This is a genomic window from Corynebacterium aurimucosum ATCC 700975 (genome assembly GCF_000022905.1).
GTDB lineage: Bacteria > Actinomycetota > Actinomycetes > Mycobacteriales > Mycobacteriaceae > Corynebacterium > Corynebacterium aurimucosum_F.
Genome location: NC_012590.1, coordinates 1,776,316 through 1,792,634, shown reverse-complemented (window position 1 = coordinate 1,792,634; position 16,319 = coordinate 1,776,316). Strand labels below are relative to the sequence as shown.

At 61.0% G+C, this 16,319-nt stretch carries 16 protein-coding genes; 12 read left to right on the top strand and 4 right to left on the bottom strand.

Going from position 1 to position 16,319, the window contains the following annotated elements; genetic code table 11:
* The 7 genes from CAURI_RS08450 to pyk all read left to right on the top strand — a co-directional run bounded on the left by CAURI_RS08450 (window position 1) and on the right by pyk (window position 6,418).
* Window positions 1-804 (top strand): inositol monophosphatase family protein, encoded by an 804-nt coding sequence (locus CAURI_RS08450; protein WP_010190471.1) that lies wholly within the window; start codon window positions 1-3, stop codon window positions 802-804.
* A 120-nt stretch (window positions 805-924) separates the two neighbouring features.
* The gene (gene hisF, locus CAURI_RS08445; RefSeq protein WP_010190470.1) at window positions 925-1,689 is read left to right on the top strand and encodes an imidazole glycerol phosphate synthase subunit HisF; all 765 of its coding nucleotides are present in this window, start codon (window positions 925-927) and stop codon (window positions 1,687-1,689) included.
* Window positions 1,686-2,096 (top strand): phosphoribosyl-AMP cyclohydrolase, encoded by a 411-nt coding sequence (gene hisI / locus CAURI_RS08440; protein WP_010190469.1) that lies wholly within the window; start codon window positions 1,686-1,688, stop codon window positions 2,094-2,096. Before hisF ends, hisI begins: the two co-directional genes overlap by 4 nt.
* Window positions 2,089-2,748: a TIGR02234 family membrane protein gene (locus tag CAURI_RS08435; RefSeq protein WP_010190467.1), complete on the top strand. Its 660-nt coding sequence runs from the start codon at window positions 2,089-2,091 to the stop codon at window positions 2,746-2,748. The genes hisI and CAURI_RS08435 overlap by 8 nt, the downstream gene beginning before the upstream one ends.
* A gap of 170 nt (window positions 2,749-2,918) precedes the next feature.
* On the top strand, window positions 2,919-3,746 hold the full coding sequence (locus tag CAURI_RS08430; RefSeq protein WP_010190465.1) for an indole-3-glycerol phosphate synthase TrpC: 828 nt from the start codon (window positions 2,919-2,921) through the stop codon (window positions 3,744-3,746).
* Between the two features lie 41 nt (window positions 3,747-3,787).
* Window positions 3,788-4,696: a prolipoprotein diacylglyceryl transferase gene (gene lgt / locus CAURI_RS08425; protein ID WP_010190463.1), complete on the top strand. Its 909-nt coding sequence runs from the start codon at window positions 3,788-3,790 to the stop codon at window positions 4,694-4,696.
* A 300-nt stretch (window positions 4,697-4,996) separates the two neighbouring features.
* Window positions 4,997-6,418 (top strand): pyruvate kinase, encoded by a 1,422-nt coding sequence (pyk, locus tag CAURI_RS08420; protein WP_029158997.1) that lies wholly within the window; start codon window positions 4,997-4,999, stop codon window positions 6,416-6,418.
* A gap of 151 nt (window positions 6,419-6,569) precedes the next feature.
* On the opposite strand, the gene CAURI_RS08415 is transcribed toward pyk, so the two are convergent.
* Both CAURI_RS08415 and CAURI_RS08410 read right to left on the bottom strand, forming a co-directional pair.
* The gene (locus tag CAURI_RS08415; RefSeq protein WP_010190461.1) at window positions 6,570-8,960 is read right to left on the bottom strand and encodes a glycogen/starch/alpha-glucan phosphorylase; all 2,391 of its coding nucleotides are present in this window, start codon (window positions 8,958-8,960) and stop codon (window positions 6,570-6,572) included.
* A 144-nt stretch (window positions 8,961-9,104) separates the two neighbouring features.
* Window positions 9,105-10,313, bottom strand: coding sequence for an amidohydrolase (locus CAURI_RS08410; RefSeq protein WP_010190460.1), 1,209 nt, complete (start codon window positions 10,311-10,313; stop codon window positions 9,105-9,107).
* Window positions 10,314-10,349: 36 nt separating this feature from the next.
* On the opposite strand from CAURI_RS08410, the gene CAURI_RS08405 reads away from it, so the two are divergent.
* On the top strand, window positions 10,350-10,748 hold the full coding sequence (locus tag CAURI_RS08405) for a hypothetical protein (protein ID WP_010190459.1): 399 nt from the start codon (window positions 10,350-10,352) through the stop codon (window positions 10,746-10,748).
* Between the two features lie 31 nt (window positions 10,749-10,779).
* Here the strand turns inward: CAURI_RS08405 and CAURI_RS08400 are convergent, their stop codons facing one another.
* Complete coding sequence (locus CAURI_RS08400) at window positions 10,780-11,898, bottom strand: glycerate kinase (RefSeq protein WP_041729692.1); 1,119 nt, start codon at window positions 11,896-11,898, stop codon at window positions 10,780-10,782.
* A 171-nt stretch (window positions 11,899-12,069) separates the two neighbouring features.
* On the opposite strand from CAURI_RS08400, the gene gdhA reads away from it, so the two are divergent.
* Window positions 12,070-13,416, top strand: a complete 1,347-nt coding sequence (gene gdhA / locus CAURI_RS08395) for an NADP-specific glutamate dehydrogenase (protein WP_010190454.1) — start codon at window positions 12,070-12,072, stop codon at window positions 13,414-13,416.
* Window positions 13,417-13,540: 124 nt separating this feature from the next.
* The gene (locus CAURI_RS08390; RefSeq protein WP_010190453.1) at window positions 13,541-14,287 is read left to right on the top strand and encodes a DivIVA domain-containing protein; all 747 of its coding nucleotides are present in this window, start codon (window positions 13,541-13,543) and stop codon (window positions 14,285-14,287) included.
* On the opposite strand, the gene CAURI_RS08385 is transcribed toward CAURI_RS08390, so the two are convergent.
* Window positions 14,284-14,865 carry a hypothetical protein gene (locus CAURI_RS08385; protein WP_010190452.1) on the bottom strand — a complete coding sequence of 194 codons (582 nt, stop codon included), beginning with the start codon at window positions 14,863-14,865 and terminating at the stop codon, window positions 14,284-14,286. The genes CAURI_RS08390 and CAURI_RS08385 overlap by 4 nt on opposite strands.
* 133 nt (window positions 14,866-14,998) lie before the next feature.
* On the opposite strand from CAURI_RS08385, the gene CAURI_RS08380 reads away from it, so the two are divergent.
* Window positions 14,999-15,538: a YceD family protein gene (locus CAURI_RS08380; RefSeq protein WP_029158996.1), complete on the top strand. Its 540-nt coding sequence runs from the start codon at window positions 14,999-15,001 to the stop codon at window positions 15,536-15,538.
* Complete coding sequence (rnc, locus tag CAURI_RS08375; RefSeq protein ID WP_010190450.1) at window positions 15,535-16,305, top strand: ribonuclease III; 771 nt, start codon at window positions 15,535-15,537, stop codon at window positions 16,303-16,305. Before CAURI_RS08380 ends, rnc begins: the two co-directional genes overlap by 4 nt.
* Window positions 16,306-16,319: the final 14 nt, after the last annotated feature.

Below are 16,319 nucleotides of genomic sequence, written 5' to 3'. Positions count from 1 at the left end.
ATGGCCCCGATGACAGGACCTTCAGCGTCGGACCCACGCGAGCTTGTTGCCTTTGCGGAAGCAGCGGTGGACCACGTTGATGATCTCTTTCGCAGGGGCCTCGGTGCAGCGCCCGCGCGTTTCAAGGGCGAGGGGGATTTTGCCACCGAGGTAGATCTGGTCATTGAGCAGCAGCTGCGCCAAACGCTAAGTCAGCTCACCGGAATTCCGGTGCTCGGCGAGGAGTACGGGGGAGACCTCCAAGAAACGATCTGGGTCGTGGACCCAGTGGACGGAACCGCGAACTATTCTGCGGGAAATCCGTGCTGCGGAATTCTTGTCACGCTCTTGCACGAAGCAAAGCCAGTCGTCGCCGTTGCAGATTTTCCTTTGCTGAACCGTCGCGTCGTCGCGGCCCACGGCATGCCGCTGCGCACCAGCGGCGGCCCCTCAACCGGTTTCGGGGGCGGCGAGGAAGCTCAGGGCTTCGACGAGGCTCGCGGCCACGTGGGCTGTTCCTCACACCTGCCAACCGGCCTGTTCAATGACCTCCGAGAGACCGGCCTGCGTCCCCGCATGACTGGGTCGGTGGGGCTGGACAACGCCTTCGTGGCCCAAGGCGTGTTTGATGGGGCGGTGAATTTCTCGCCGCACCCATGGGATAACGCGGCGGGTGCGCTCATGATCAAGGCCGCCGGTGGCCGCGTGAGCGATCCAGAAGGAAATGAGTGGACCGCCAATTCGAAGGGCTTTGTGGGAGGGACCCCGCAGGTCCATGCCACAATTCTGGATGCCATCGCCCGAAATCCTCGTGGGGCGCGCTAGGCTTCGGCACTAGACCCCAGCGTTGGAATTGGGCGCTGAAACCGGACGTAGTTTTAGTATTCGGCAGTTTCCATACGGACTGCCTCTCATCTGACCTTTAGTTTTAGGAGGATGGTCACCATGGCACTTGCCGTTCGCGTGATCCCGTGTCTTGACGTTGATAATGGCCGCGTGGTCAAAGGCGTGAACTTCGAAAACCTGCGTGATGCCGGTGACCCAGTGGAGTTGGCTGCCCGCTATGGACAGGTCGGCGCTGATGAGCTGACCTTCCTCGACGTCTCCGCATCAAAGGATGGTCGCGGCACCATGCTCGATGTGGTGCGCCGTACAGCCGATCAAGTTTTCATCCCGCTGACCGTTGGTGGTGGCGTCAGGTCTGTGGATGATGTCCGTGAGCTGCTCCGCGCCGGCGCGGACAAGGTCTCGGTAAATTCCTCTGCTATCGCGCGCCCGGAGTTGCTGCGCGAACTGGCAGATGTCTTTGGTTCCCAGTGCATTGTGCTTTCGGTGGATGCTCGCCGCGCAGCAGATTTTCCCAGTGGCTTTGAGGTCACCACGCATGGCGGAACGCGCTCGGCGGGGCTTGACGCCGTGGAGTGGGCCAAGCGCGGTGAGGAATTGGGGGTTGGTGAGATTCTGCTGAACTCCATGGATGGAGACGGCACCAAGGCGGGCTTTGATATCGAACTGATCGAGGCGGTGCGTGCGGCAGTGTCCGTGCCGATCATCGCTTCTGGCGGAGCGGGTAAGGCCGAGCATTTCCCACCGGCTGTTGATGCTGGGGCAGATGCCGTGCTCGCGGCCAGCATCTTCCACTTCGGTGAGGTAGAGATCTCTGAGGTTAAGGAGGCGCTCGCGGCAGCAGGGAAGGAGGTCCGCCAGTGAAGGAACACAAGGAAAACAGCGGACACGGAAGCACTGATTCAGAGGCCGTAGGGGACTATGAGCTGAGTGAAGAGATTGCTCAGCAGCTTAAGCGCAACGAGGCGGGCTTGGTTCCGGCCATTGTGCAATCGGAGCGTGGAGAAGTGCTTATGCTGGCGTGGATGGATGATCATGCCTTGGCCTATACACTGGCGACGCGTCGTGGAACGTATTATTCACGCTCGCGCCGCGAGTATTGGATTAAAGGTCTGACGTCCGGCAATACCCAAGAGGTGGTGGGTGCGCGCTTAGACTGCGATGGAGACACCGTCTTGCTTACCGTGCGTCAGCACGGCGGCGCGTGCCATACCGGGGACCGGACGTGCTTCGATGCACGCAATCTCTTCAGAGAGGAGAACAATGGCTAAGCGCACTGAAACAAAGCGCAGTGGAGCTAAACGCATCGGACCCGTGCTGATGTTCGCTGGCGCCATCCTGTTGTGGCTGTCTTCCCGCATGACGTGGGTGACGGCGGCGGTCGAAGACGATAAGGCCGGCTCGAGTGTTGCGGAACTATCTGGTTCCTTGTGGTCCCTCGAACTCATTGCACTCAGCGTCGTGGTGCTCGCTGGCGGTGTGGCAGCCTTTGCGCTGCGACGCGCGGGTCGTCGAATTGTCTCTGTCCTCACCGCACTCGCCGCAGCGGCTGCCGGATGGCGCCCGGTTGCGCTGTTGACTGCCGGCGCCGAGGCGGAGCGTGCTCAAGAGTTACTGCAGGGAGGAACGAACGATACCTCCGTGGATTCTGCAACCATTTCGGATTGGGCCACTGTTCTCACTGCTGATGCATCGACCGCTGGCCCTGTGCTCGCTATCGTCGGTGCGGCACTGGCCCTCTTCGGCGCGGTCATGGTGGCGAGCAATCCGGGGGGCGATAAGCCCCGCTCTGCAAAATATGAAACCCCGGCTGTGCGCCAGGAACGCCTGCAGGAAGATCTCGAAACCTCCCAGGACTCCGGCCGCGTGATGTGGGATGCCTTGGACGCCGATATTGACCCCACCGATCCCCGCTCTACCTAGGCATGGCAGCCACGTGAGCCGTGGCTGCATTTCCTGCTTCAGAGAGTGGTTCTATCACCGAATCGGGTGCCCCGGATTTCTTGTTAGAGGCAAGGGCGCGCTAGCCTAAGTGTGATCTCAAACGCCCCTGTTTCTTTCTTTGAGTTTCCTTCGGGGAAGGGAGGTGCTCCATGCCTACCCCGATTGCCGTCGATCACCTTGTGGCCGGCGTACTAGCTGATGTAGCCGCACGGGAGGCACGCGTCCCCTTCAAGGAAGTTAAAGCGCGGTCTCGAGACATGGACGCACCGCGCGATGCCGCCCAGGCCTTACTGCGCTCGGGGTGTTCTATCATCACCGAAATCAAGCGCGCCGTGCCTTATGGGGGAGAAATCGTCCACCTAGACGGGCCGCACTCCGTCGCGACCCTGGCACGAAAGCTGGAGGAAGCAGGCGTGCATGTCATGGCCTGCCAGACAGACAGGCGCCGCTTTCATGGCTCCCTGGAGGACATGCGTGTTGCCCGCGCTGCGATCGACATTCCTATGCTGTGCCGCGACACCATTGTTGATCCCTATCAGATTCATGAAGCGCGGTGTTATGGGGCAGATGCGATTCCCTTGCAGGTGGAGTTACTTGATCAAGCTCGCCTCGAGTCGCTCCTCGACCGCGTAGAGTCCCTCGGGATGACAGCCATCCTGGAAGTGCGCACGTGCGCTGAGGTGGATCGCGTTATCAAAGCAGGGGGTACTGTCGTGGCGATCAATGCGTGGTCTTTGGCCTCCGATGCACTTAATCGGGAGGCCTTTTCTACTATTTCACCGGGTCTTCCTGAGAGCATCACACGTATTGCGGTGGGCGGCGTTAATAGTCCGCGTAACGTGCTGTCCTATGCCTCGCAGGGAGCCGATGCCATCCTTGTTGGTGAGTCCATCATGGCGGCCCAGGACCCGATGGCTTTGGCCCGCTCCTTAGTGGCCGCCGGCCAGCATCCGGCGTGCCCTTCGCGCAGAAGCTAAGCGCGTTGTAGTGGCCGTCTTTTTCAGGCACACTATTTCCCGTGCAGATTTACTACCTCGCCAACATTCCCTCTCCGCCACAAGGCGTGTGGCATCTCGGTCCAGTCCCTATTCGTGCGTATGCCATGTGCATTATCGTCGGCATCCTCGTCGCGCTGTGGATGACTTTGCGCCGCTATACCGCCCGGGGTGGAAACCCGGATGTGGTCTGGGATGCTGCCTTGGTGGTGATCCCGGCCGGCATCATTGGCGGCCGCCTCTATCACGTGATTACGGATAATGATAAGTATTTCTGTTCCACGTGTGATCCTCTCGACGCACTGAAAATCACCAACGGCGGACTGGGTATTTGGGGTGCGGTGGCCCTGGGGGCGGTCGCCGTGTGGCTCATGTTCAAAGTTAAGGGCATCCCTTTGGGGCCGTTTGCGGATGCCGTCGCGCCTGGACTCATTTTGGCGCAGGCTATCGGCCGCCTAGGCAATTGGTTCAACCAGGAACTCTATGGTCGTGAGACCACCGTCCCGTGGGCTCTCGACATTTATTATCGCGTGAATGAAAGCGGTGAATACGCGCCGATTAGTGGCCGCTCGACCGGGGAAGTAATCGCCTCGGTGCATCCGACATTCCTCTATGAGCTGCTGTGGAACGTGGCGGTGTGCGTGTTCTTGCTGTGGGCCCACAAGGCATTCAAGCTCGGTCATGGTCGTGTGTTTGCGCTGTACGTCGCCGGATACACAGCGGGGCGCTTCGTTGTAGAAAACATGCGTGCTGACGATGCCACGCTCATCTTTGGTCTGCGTGTCAACGTCATCGTATCGGTGGTCTGCTTTGTCGTAGCGCTCATCGTGTACATCCGGTTGCCGCGAGGCCAGGAAACGCCAGAAGAGGTGGACCCGGCCCGTAGCACCGACGCCGGTGACAGCGTCGGAACCGCTGACTCACAAAGGTGACAGCCGCAGCGCCTAGCGACAGATTTAGGCGCTGAGATTTCGGGAAGTAGCCGGGATCACACAGGGTTTTAAGACGCCTTGACCGAGAGTCTCGAGTTTCGGGCGCAAGGACACAAAATGCCCAGATGTGCCCGGTTATTCCCGGTTGTTGCCGAATTGGAACGGGCTGCAACAGTCGCCGGGGAAGCCTGATTCAAGGGCCAAAACATGGTGTGAGCTTCATTCGTGGTGGCCGAGACCAGCAAAGCGGGGTAGTTTGGGAACCGTTAGAAACTCCCGATGTGAATAAGGCACTCCATGTTGGATAGAAGAACCAAAATTGTTTGTACGTTGGGTCCTGCTGTAGCAAGCAAGGAAGGAATCCTTGGCCTCGTTGAAGCAGGCATGAACGTGGCGCGTCTGAACATGTCCCACGGCGAGCATGCGGACCACGAGGCGAACTACCGCTGGGTCCGTGAGGCTACCGATGAGACCGGCCACGCAGTCGGCGTCCTGGCGGACCTTCAGGGGCCGAAGATCCGTCTGGGTCGCTTCGTCAACGGTGAAGAGATGTGGAAGGACGGCGAAATCGTCCGCATCACCGTCGAAGACGTCGAAGGCACGCACGACCGCGTGTCCACCACCTACAAGAACCTGGCGAAGGATGCGAAGCCGGGTGACCGCCTGCTGATCGACGACGGCAAGGTCGCCGTCGTCTGCAAGGAAGTCGACGGCAATGACGTTGTTTGTGAGGTCACCGAGGGCGGACCGGTCTCCAACAACAAGGGCGTGTCCTTGCCGGGCATGGACATCTCTGTGCCGGCGTTGTCGGAGAAGGACATCGCTGACCTTCGCTTCGCATTGAAGCTCGGCGTGGACATGGTTGCCCTATCCTTCGTTCGTTCCCCTGCGGACGTGGACAAGGTCCACGAAATCATGGATGAGGAAGGCCGCCGCGTCCCGGTCATCGCGAAGCTCGAGAAGCCGGAGGCAGTCGATGCCCTCGAATCCATCGTCTTGGCTTTTGATGCCATCATGATTGCGCGCGGTGATCTCGGCGTCGAGGTACCGCTGGAGCAGGTTCCGCTGTTCCAGAAGCGCGCTATCCAGATCGCGCGTGAGAATGCCAAGCCGGTCATCGTGGCAACGCAGATGCTTGATTCCATGATCTCCAACCTGCGCCCGACTCGCGCGGAGGCCTCCGACGTGGCTAACGCAGTGCTCGATGGTGCCGATGCCGTCATGCTCTCCGGTGAGACCTCCGTCGGCATCGACCCGCAGAATGTTGTGCGCACGATGTCCCGCATCGTGACGAACGCTGAGCAGGGAGGCCAGGTTCCTCCGCTGTCGCACGTGCCGCGCACCAAGCGCGGTGTTGTGTCCTACTCCGCACGCGATATCGCTGAGCGCCTGAATGCGAAAGCCATCGTCGCCTTCACCACCTCTGGTGATACCGCGAAGCGCGTGGCTCGTTTGCACTCCGCGCTGCCACTCCTTGCCTTCACCCCGCACCCGGCGGTGCGCTCGCAGCTGGCGTTGACCTGGGGTGCAGAGACCTTCTTGAGTGATTCGGTCGAGTCCACCGATGACATGATGGCCGCCATTGATGAGGCTCTGCTGGGAATGGATAAGTACAAGGAAGGCGACATGATCGTCGTCATCGCTGGTACCCCTCCCGGAATCTCTGGTAACACCAATATGATTCAGGTCCACGAGCTGGGCCAGACTCTGCGCGACAAGTAATACCGTCGCAGACAGGCAGCGCCGCCTCACCACCGTTCCTCCTTCCCACTTAGTGGGTAAGGAAGCAACCGTGGGTGAGGCGGCGCTTTGTCTGTGGGAAAGCCCGTCTAGGGGCTAATAGGCACTAGTGCGTCTATTAACCCCTGTCTGTCTAGACGTGGGAAATGGGGGTCGGGGTTAGCTTCCACACCTCGTTGGCATAGTCAGCGATAGTGCGGTCAGAGGAGAAGCGCCCGGAGTAGCAGATGTTGAGCCAGGCCTTCTTGGCCCATGCCAGCTCGTCGGCGTCATAGTCGGCCGCCATGCGGTCACGGGTCTCGCGGTAGTCGGCGAAGTCCCCGAGAACGTAGTAGGTGTCCTGCGCATTTTCGCCGAAGCCATCGAGCAGCGAGGAGCGCAGATCACCGAACATGCCTGCATTCTCCGAACCCAGCGTGCCATCGGTGAAGGCATCGAGGACACGCGCCAGGCCCGGAACCGTGTTGTAGAGCTCGCCCGGGTTGTACTCGGCGCGCAGCTGCGGGATGTCTTCGTTGCGGGCGCCGAAGATGTAGGCGTTGTCTTCGCCCACTGCCTCGACGATCTCTACGTTGGCCCCGTCCATCGTGCCCAAGGTCAGGGCACCGTTCATCATGAACTTCATGTTGGAGGTACCGGAGGCTTCCTTGCCCGCCACGGAGATCTGCTCGGAGACATCAGCAGCCGGAATGATGTGCTCAGCAGGGGAGACGTTGTAGTTCTCAACAAAGACCACGTTGAGCAGGTCCTTGGTAGCCGGGTCGTTATTGACCAGGTCACCGATGGTGTTGATGAGCTTGATGATGGCCTTCGCGCGGACATATCCCGGCGCTGCCTTCGCACCAAAGATGAAGGTGCGCTTCGGAACGTTTTCGCCGTCGACCTTGATGCGGAAGTACAGGTCCAGGATGTAAAGCGCATTCATCAGCTGGCGCTTGTACTCGTGCAGGCGCTTGATCTGGACATCGAAAATGGAATCCGGGTCCACGGTAGCGCCCTGGTGTGCGTCAATCCATGCGGCGAAGTCCTGCTTGTTGGCGCGCTTGATGTTGATGAGTTGGCGCAGCACCTTCTCATCCTCAGCCAAAGGAGCCAGCTTGGCCAGCTCGGTCAGATCGGTAACCCAGGCATCAGAACCAGCCTGCTCAGTGAGCAGGTCGGACAGGCGCGGGTTGCACATGCGCAGCCAACGACGCGGGGTCACGCCGTTGGTCTTGTTGTTGAATTTCTCCGGCCACAGCTCGTGCCACTCGGAGAGCGTGTCCGCCTTGATGATTTCGGTGTGCAGGGCAGCGACGCCGTTGATGGAGTACGCGGCATAGCAGGCGATCCACGCCATGTGGACGTGGCCGTCGGATACCGGGGCCATGTAGTCGATGCGCCCTTGATCCAGGCCGCGCTGGGCCATGTCTTCGCGGAAGCGGCGGTCGATCTCTTCCACCAGCTCCCAGATGCGCCAGAACAGCTTCTGGAAGATGGATACTTCCCAGCTCTCCAAAGCCTCAGCCAGCACCGTGTGGTTGGTGTAGGCAAAAGTCTCGGTGACAACCTTCCAGGCTTCATCCCAGCTCATCCCGTGTTCGTCGAGAAGCAGGCGGAGCAATTCTGGGATGGCCAGCACCGGGTGGGTGTCGTTGAGCTGGATGCAGTTGTACTCGGCGAAGCCGGTGAGGTCCTCGCCGTGGTGCTCGATGTAGTTATCGATCATCTGCTGCAGCGAGGCCGAGACGAAGAAGTACTGCTGGCGAACGCGCAGAACCTTGCCTTCGTAGGTGGTGTCGTTGGGGTAGAGCACGCGGCAAATGTCCATGACGCGCTCGCGCTCCACGATGGCCTCGGTGAAGCGCTGCGAGTTGAAGGCATCGTAATCGAATTCATCGATGGGTTCGGATTTCCACAGGCGCAGCGTACCTACGTTGTCGGTGCCATAGCCGGTAATCGGCATGTCATAGGGGATAGCACGTACATCCATGTCATCGAAGTGGACCAAGCGCTGCTCGGAGGCACGGCGAATGATGAAGTCGTAGCCATTTTCCATCCAGGCATCCGGCTCCTCGCGCTGGAAACCGTTGTCGAAGGACTGACGGAAGAGGCCGTAGCGGTAGAGCAGGCCGTAGCCCGTGACTGGGTAGTTCTGGGTGACAGCAGAATCGAGGAAGCAGGCAGCGAGGCGGCCCAGGCCGCCATTGCCTAGCGCGGCATCGTGCTCGGCTTCAAGAACATCGGAGAGCTCGTGGCCGGCGGCCTTGGAGGCGGCGCGGGCTTCGTCGACGAGGCCGACGTTGGTGAGGTTGTTGAGCAGGGCGCGCCCCTGGAGGAACTCAGCAGAGAAGTAGTGCTGCTGGCGGGCGGCGGAGTAGGCGTTGCGGGTGGCCTCCCAGTTGTCAGCAATCTGCTCCATTACTGAAGAAGACAAGCCGGACCAGAACTTGCGGTTGGTCGCGGCAGAGGGGGAGACACCAGCAGCGGCGCGGACGTGTCCGGGAACTGCGGTCTGAAAATCGGAGTGCTGGGGTTGACTCATGAGAATCCCTTCACCTTAGGCATAAAAATGCGGAAAAATACCAATACCCAAGCTTAACCAGTTCCGCATTCAGCTGCAGGCGAGAGCACTGCCAGCCGCCATGCGTTAATCATCACACGCGGCGAAAGGACTATGCGGGGAAGGTTAGCGCCCTAGAAAAGACAGGACGGCTGCAGCCCCGGCGTGGGTGGCCGAGCGCATGGTGGGCTCATAATCCGGCAGGAAAATGGATTGGTGGTTGACTGGCGGGTTGTCCAGGAGGTTTTCCGGGGTGGAGCCGATGAACCAGAAGTTATAAGGCACGCCCCAGGCTTGTGGGAGGTAACAGAAATCCTCGGAGACGGTGGACGGGGTGGCGCTCACGGAGAGATCGGCAAAGACCGCGTCGAAGGCCGAGCGAACGGTCTCATGCGTGGAAGCGTCATTATCGGTGACTTCGCCGTGGGCGAAGTACTCGAAGGTGGGCTCTGCTGGGCATCCCGAGGCTTCGCACTCGGCGCGCACCATGCGCTCGAGGGAGGCGTAGACGCGCTCCGCCAACTCCGGCTTGTAATAGCGGGTGTTAAGCACGAGTTCGGCGCTGCCCGGAATGATGTTGTTTTTATCGCCCGAATGCAGCTCGCCCACCGAGATGACGAAGAAGTCATGGGGAGGAACCTCGCGGCCGACGATGGCCTGCAGGCGGGTGACCACCATGGCAGCCACGTAGGAAGGATCGATGGCCTCGTGCGGCATGGAGGCGTGCGCGGAGCGCCCCGTGATGCGGATGCGAAGGGAATCGCAGCCGGCCAGGATGGGGCCGGCGGTGGACTGCACCTGGCCGGCGGGGCCCGGCATGACGTGTTGACCAAAGCAGACATCGGGTGTGGGAACGCGCTGGGTGAGCCCGTCCGCAATCATGTATTTGGCACCCATGGATGATTCCTCCGCGGGTTGGAACAGTGCTAGGAAGGTGCCGTGCCAGGCGTCGCGGTGGGCATCGAGAATCGCGCACGCGCCGAGCAATGCCGTGGTGTGTATATCGTGCCCGCAGGCATGCATCGCGCCATTGGTGGCGGCGAAGGGGACGCCGGTTTCCTCGGCCACGGGGAGGGCATCAAAATCCGCCCGCATCAGTGCGGTTGGGCCGTCCCCATTGCGGAAGATAGCGACGATGCCGTGGCCGCCGATTCCGGTGACGAGCTCGCAATCGTACTTAGATAGTTGCTCCAGAATCCGCCCGGCGGTGCGTTCCTCTTGGTGGGACAGCTCTGGGTGGGCGTGCATGTCTTCGTAGAAGGCGCGCTGCCAGCTGAGATCGACGGAATCTTCGAGGAGGAGCGAGCTCAGCCGAGAAAGTGTGGGATCTGCCATAGTTACTGTCCTTCAAGTTTGGGTAGGGTTACCTACATGCCATTGATTCACTTTGATGTTCTGGTGCCGGATGCTCAAGCCGAGCGCGTGGCCGAAATCTTTAACGCTGCTACCCACAAGCTGGTGGATAACGGCTCCTTAGCTTCTGCTGAGGTTACCCGTGTGCCCGATCCTGACCTCCCGGAGGGGCTGGAAGAACAGCTGCGCCAGACCTACCGCGATGAGCATGAAGAGCGTGATTTAGAGGACGCCAATGTCTACCGCTATGCCATCGATGTCGATGGTGTGAAGGGCTCCGTCAATCAACTGACCATGGTCCTCGCGCGCTTGTTGACACCCCATTCGGTTCTGCCGAAGGACCACGTGTTGCTGGAGGATGAGCTCGCCCACGAACGTCCGGCAATTTTCCCGTGGGCGGTGCAGGTAACCCCGTAGTTCTGCTGAGAGCTAGAGCCCTCAGAGAGCTTTAGTTCTGCAGAACGGTGCGGACGAGGCGTTCGGCCGCATTGCTTAAGTGCTGGGCGACGTCCCCCTCTTCCTTCCCGTCGAGTTCTTCTAGCAGTGTGCCCTGCGGCGCCGGTGCGGTTGAGGAGCCGGCGATGATGCCCAGGGTTGGCGGGCTAGTCATGTCCGCCAGTGTGCCCACCACCTTTCCGGTAAGCGATTGTTCGTCGAAGCGCCCTTCTCCGGTAAGGACGAGATCCGCCTCGGCGATACGCGCGGGCAGGTCGAGTGCTTCGGCTACATACTGGCCGCCCGGCACGATGTGGCAGTGCTCCGAGGTGCCCCACAGCGTGCGCGAAAGCCAGCTCAGGGCGATGGGAATGCCGCCCGCGGCACCGAAGAATTCCGCCTGCGGGTCGGTCTCCGTGACTTCGCAGAGTCGCAGCATCGCGCCCGCCAGTAGCGCTACTTGTTCGCCCTCAGCACCTTTTTGTGGGCCGTACATCGTCGCGGCTTGGACGGGCACGGCGCGAGTATCGGTGACCAAGGTGTAGTCCAGCATGGCCGCTTTCATGTTGAGTTGCGCGGTGTCGATGTGGTCGAGGTTGACCAAAGGTGCACCGCCCTTGGGCAGGGCGTATCCGCGGGCATCGTGGGCGGCGGCTCCGAGTGCAGCGAGGATGCCGAGACCGCCGTCGATGCTGGCGCTGCCGCCGAGGCCGAGAACGATGTGTTTGGCGCCGCGCGATTCGGCGTCGGCCACCAGCACGCCAGTTCCATAGGAATCCGCATGGAGTGGATCGAGGGCGTCGGAAACGGCAGGAAGGCCGGTGGCAGCGGCAACGTCGATGAAGGCTGTGTCACCAACGAGCTGGTAGCTGGCCTCGGTCAAGCGCCCGATGGCATCGGTGGTAGGCAGCGTAATGGTCTGCCCCGCCGTGCCATGGCGATGAACAGCGGCGCTGGCGAGCACCTCCGCGGTGCCTTCGCCGCCATCGGCCATAGGCAGGGTCGTTACCTTCGCCGTGTCGGCGTGGGGCGAGGAGCTGAGAGCACGCCGCGCGCCCAATGCAATGGCGGCGGCAGCTTCGGCTGCGGTGGCGGTGCCTTTAAAGGAATCGGGGGCAACAAGAATGCGCATGCCCATGAGTATATGGCAGAGATGTGAGAAAAAATTTTCGCACCCTGACCAGCCTTTAAAGCGCTCGCCAGTACGTCCGTCTTGCAATTTAGGTCGATTGATAGAAAACTATCGGTTGTTCAATGGATGACGCACCGACCGCGAGGAACGGTGCCCAATGAAAGGATTGCCATGTCCATCGACCAGCAAATCTCCGATTACTACAGCAAGCTTCTCAAGCGTAATGCGGGTGAACCGGAATTCCACCAGGCGCTCGCTGAGGTACTCGACTCACTGAAGATCGTCCTCAATAAGGACCCTCACTACGCTGATTACGGCCTGGTCGAGCGGCTGTGTGAGCCCGAGCGTCAGCTCATCTTCCGCGTCCCGTGGGTGGATGACGGCGGCCAGATCCAGGTCAACCGCGGTTTCCGTGTGCAATTCAACTCCGCGCTCGGCCCCTACAAGGGTGGCCTGCGTTTCCACCCGAGCGTGAACCTGGGCATCATCAAGTTCCTCGGCTTCGAGCAGATTTTTAAGAACTCGCTGACCGGCTTGCCTATCGGTGGCGGCAAGGGCGGTTCTGATTTCGACCCGAAGGGTAAGTCAGATGCCGAGGTCATGCGTTTCTGTCAATCCTTCATGACGGAGTTGCACAACCACATCGGCGAGTACCGCGACGTCCCGGCCGGCGATATCGGCGTGGGCGGCCGCGAGATCGGTTTCCTGTTTGGCCAGTACCGCCGCCTGGAAAACAAGCACGAGTCTGGCGTTCTTACCGGCAAGGGGCTGAGCTGGGGCGGCTCCCTCGTGCGTACCGAGGCTACCGGCTACGGCCTGGTGTATCTGACTTCGGAAATGATGAAGACCCACGGTGAGTCTTTCGACGGCGCCAAGGTGATTGTCTCCGGCTCCGGCAACGTCGCCATCTACGCCGCCGAAAAGGTGCAACAGCTCGGCGGAACCGTCGTAGCGATGTCTGACTCCTCCGGCTACATCACCACCCCGAACGGCGTGGATCTAGAGCTGCTCAAGGAGATTAAGGAAGTCCGCCGCGAGCGCATTTCCACCTACGCCGGCGAAGCGGGTGCGGGCGTGGAGTACCACGAGGGCGGCAATGTATGGGAAGTCAGCGCCGATGTTGCCTTGCCGTGCGCTACCCAAAACGAGCTCGACGGCGAGGACGCCAAGCTCCTGGTCAAGAATCAGGTCCGTTATGTTGCCGAGGGTGCGAACATGCCCTGTACCCCGGAGGCCGCGCACTACTTTGTGGAAAATGGCATCGCCTTCGCGCCGGGTAAGGCCGCGAATGCAGGCGGCGTGGCAACCTCCGCGCTGGAGATGCAGCAGAACGCATCCCGCGACTCGTGGTCCTTCGAGTACACCGACCAGCGCCTCCACGAGATCATGTCCAATATCTTCCGCAATATCGATAAGACCTCTAAGGAATATGGCTTGGAGGGAGATTACGTCGCGGGTGCCAACATCGCAGGCTTCAAGAAGGTGGCTGATGCCATGCTGGCGCAGGGCGTGATCTAGCCCCGGCCTTTCTCTACACCTCTCTATGCCTTGGTTTGACCTCCCCACTCAGTGGGGAGGTTTTCGCCGTTTCTTCCCGCGTGGGATACGTCGCGGTGCGTATGTGCTTGGTTAGGCTGGTGCCATGTACCGCGTATTTGAGTCCCTCGATGAACTTGTTCGCAACCTGGAACAGGCCTATGCCGTTCCCATGACCTCTAATTGCATGGTTCCGCGCCACGAGATGCTGGCGCTTCTCGACGATCTCCGCAACGCCCTCCCCGTGGAAATGGATGACGCCCAGGACGTCTTGGACAAGCAGGATGAGATCCTGCAGGGCGCTGAAGAACGCGCGGAGCAGATTATTTCTGAGGCTAATGCTGAAGCTGATGACACCGTGACTCGTGCGCGTGAGGATTCGGACGCCATGCTGGCCGACGCCCAACATCGCGCCACCACCCTGGTTGCCCAGGCAGAGGACGAGGCAAGCAACCTGGTGGATAATGCGCGCTCCGACGCCGAGCGCACCCGCGCCCAAGCAGATGAGGAATACCAGCGCGCTGTCGCTGCAGGTCAGGCTGAGCAAGACCGCTTGGTCTCCGAATCCGAGGTCGTGCGCCGCGCGGATGATGAGGCGCACCGCATCGTAGAGACCGCGCACTCTGAGTCCAACCGTCTGCGCACCGAGTGCGATGAATTCGTTGACGCCAAGCTCGGGGAATTCGAGACCACCTTGTCTGACCTCCTGCGCACCGTGAATAACGATCGCTCCGCTCTGCGCCGAGGCGCCGGTGTGCGCTCTCGTGGGGAAGCGCGTGGCGAGGGACGCGGCGCTGCGCGCGAGACCCGGGAACCGGCACGTCGCGCGCCGCGAGCGCCCCGCGACTACTAAAGGGGACTAATACTCAGCCGCTCTGCGCGGCGGATCCGGGCGGCCTCCTTGGCTGGCATGGTGCTGAAGGCGGCCGCAAGACCGGCGGAGACTAAGCCTGGCAGCGCATAGAGCACCCACATGATGCCGAAATCCGTCCCCGGGGTGTGGGGCTCGGAGATGGGGCCCCAGGCGGCGTCGGCAAGCAGTAGCGCCACATCGACTGCGCCGACGGTCAGCATCATCAGACCAATTCCCATACCCGCGGCGGAAAAAGATTCCCGTGCGCGCCAGGCGATGAGCGCAGCAAAAAGCGAGAACAAGGCCGAAGACAGGATCAGGATCGGCTCAAAGTGCAGGGGTAGGAAAGACACTGCCCCGACCATTAAACCGGCGAGCGTGCTGGCGAGGGCCACGCGATGCAAGGAATAGCCAGCGTTGCCGAAGATACTGGGGCGGTGTCGCGTGAAAACGTGGCGGCACGCCATTCCCGCGAGGGCTAGCGCCACAGCGGGGGCGAGGCACTGCAAGGGGTAGCTGAGCGCGAGCTCGCGTGCCGTGACGCTCAGGGACGCCGTATCGGTAGCGGTGTAGCTCATGGGGCTTTAGGCTAAAAGCCTCAAGCACAAGAATCGAGCTTTTAGGCCAAGTGCTTAAGCGCCTATGACCCAGCATTCAGGTCTTTGCCAGTCTAGGGCGCGCGGGCCAGCACAGGGTAAGCTGGTGGGCGCTATGAAATCACCATTGAAGTTCGACGTGACGGAATTGCTCCGCAGCCAAGGAACCGACGCGCTGCCTGAGCACCGCGTGCAGACCGGACCCGCGCCAGAGCGCATCGGCGTGGAAATGATCGGCATCCCGGAAGGAACTGAGGTTAAGGTGGACGCCACCTTGACCCCGTTGGGCTCCGGCGTGTTGGTGGACGCTGATGTCACCGGCACCCTCAGCGGCGAATGCGCCCGTTGCCTGGCAGAGCTGCACCCGGAACTGGATCTCCACGTATCCCAGGTGTTTTCCGCAGATGAATCCTTCGTCAGCGGGGATGAGGCCGAGGAGGAGGATCGCGGTTCCGGTGATGAGGTGCCCGAGATCAAGGATGGAATCCTCAACCTCCTACAGACCGTGATCGATGAGGCAGGTTTATCCCTTCCCTTTGCGCCAACGTGCGAGGAGGGGTGTGAGGTGGACGCTCCTGACGGAGTGACCACGGGGGTCTCTGGGGAAGAAGAGCGCGTGGATCCGCGGTGGTCCGGGCTGGAGAAGTTCCTATGAGCAAGAAGAAGAAACTCACCGGTGAACAGGCACTAGCCGCGGCATTCGCGGAGGTAGATCACGCCCCTCTGCTGAAGGCGCTCGGCGTGGAGATCAATGATGAGCTGCTGTGCTTGGCGCTGACCCACCGCTCTTTTGCCAATGAGAACGGGCACCTGCCCAATAACGAGCGCCTCGAGTTCCTGGGGGATGCCGTCTTGGGCTTGTCCATCGCGGCCAAGCTTTACGAGAAGTACCCCTCGCGCCCTGAATCGGATATTTCCAAGATGCGCGCCTCCATCGTGTCGCGCTATGGCCTGTCCGATGTTGCCCGCGAAATCGGCGTGGGCGAGCACGTCCTGTTGGGCAAGGGCGAGCAATCTACTGGCGGCCGCGATAAGGATTCCATCTTGGCTGATACCACCGAGGCCATCTTGGGGGCTATCTACCGCCAGCATGGCTTTGAGGTTGCCCGCGGGGTGGTGCTGAAGCTGTTCGCCGCCAAGATTGACAACGCCGTGGTGTCCGGCCGCCATATGGACTGGAAGACCACCTTGCAGGAGCTGTGCGCGGAGCTGAAGGCAGCGATGCCGGTCTACTCGGCCACCTCGACGGGGCCTGAGCACGATCAGACCTTTAACGCCGTGGCCACCGTGGCCGGTTTGACCGTGGGCAGGGGAACGGGACACAACAAGAAGCTTGCGGAGCAGCAGGCAGCGGAAGAAGCGTGCCAAGCATTGCGCGAGACGCCCTTGCTGGTGCAGGGCACCGCCGGCAAAGAGAGCTAAACCACGAGGACTCG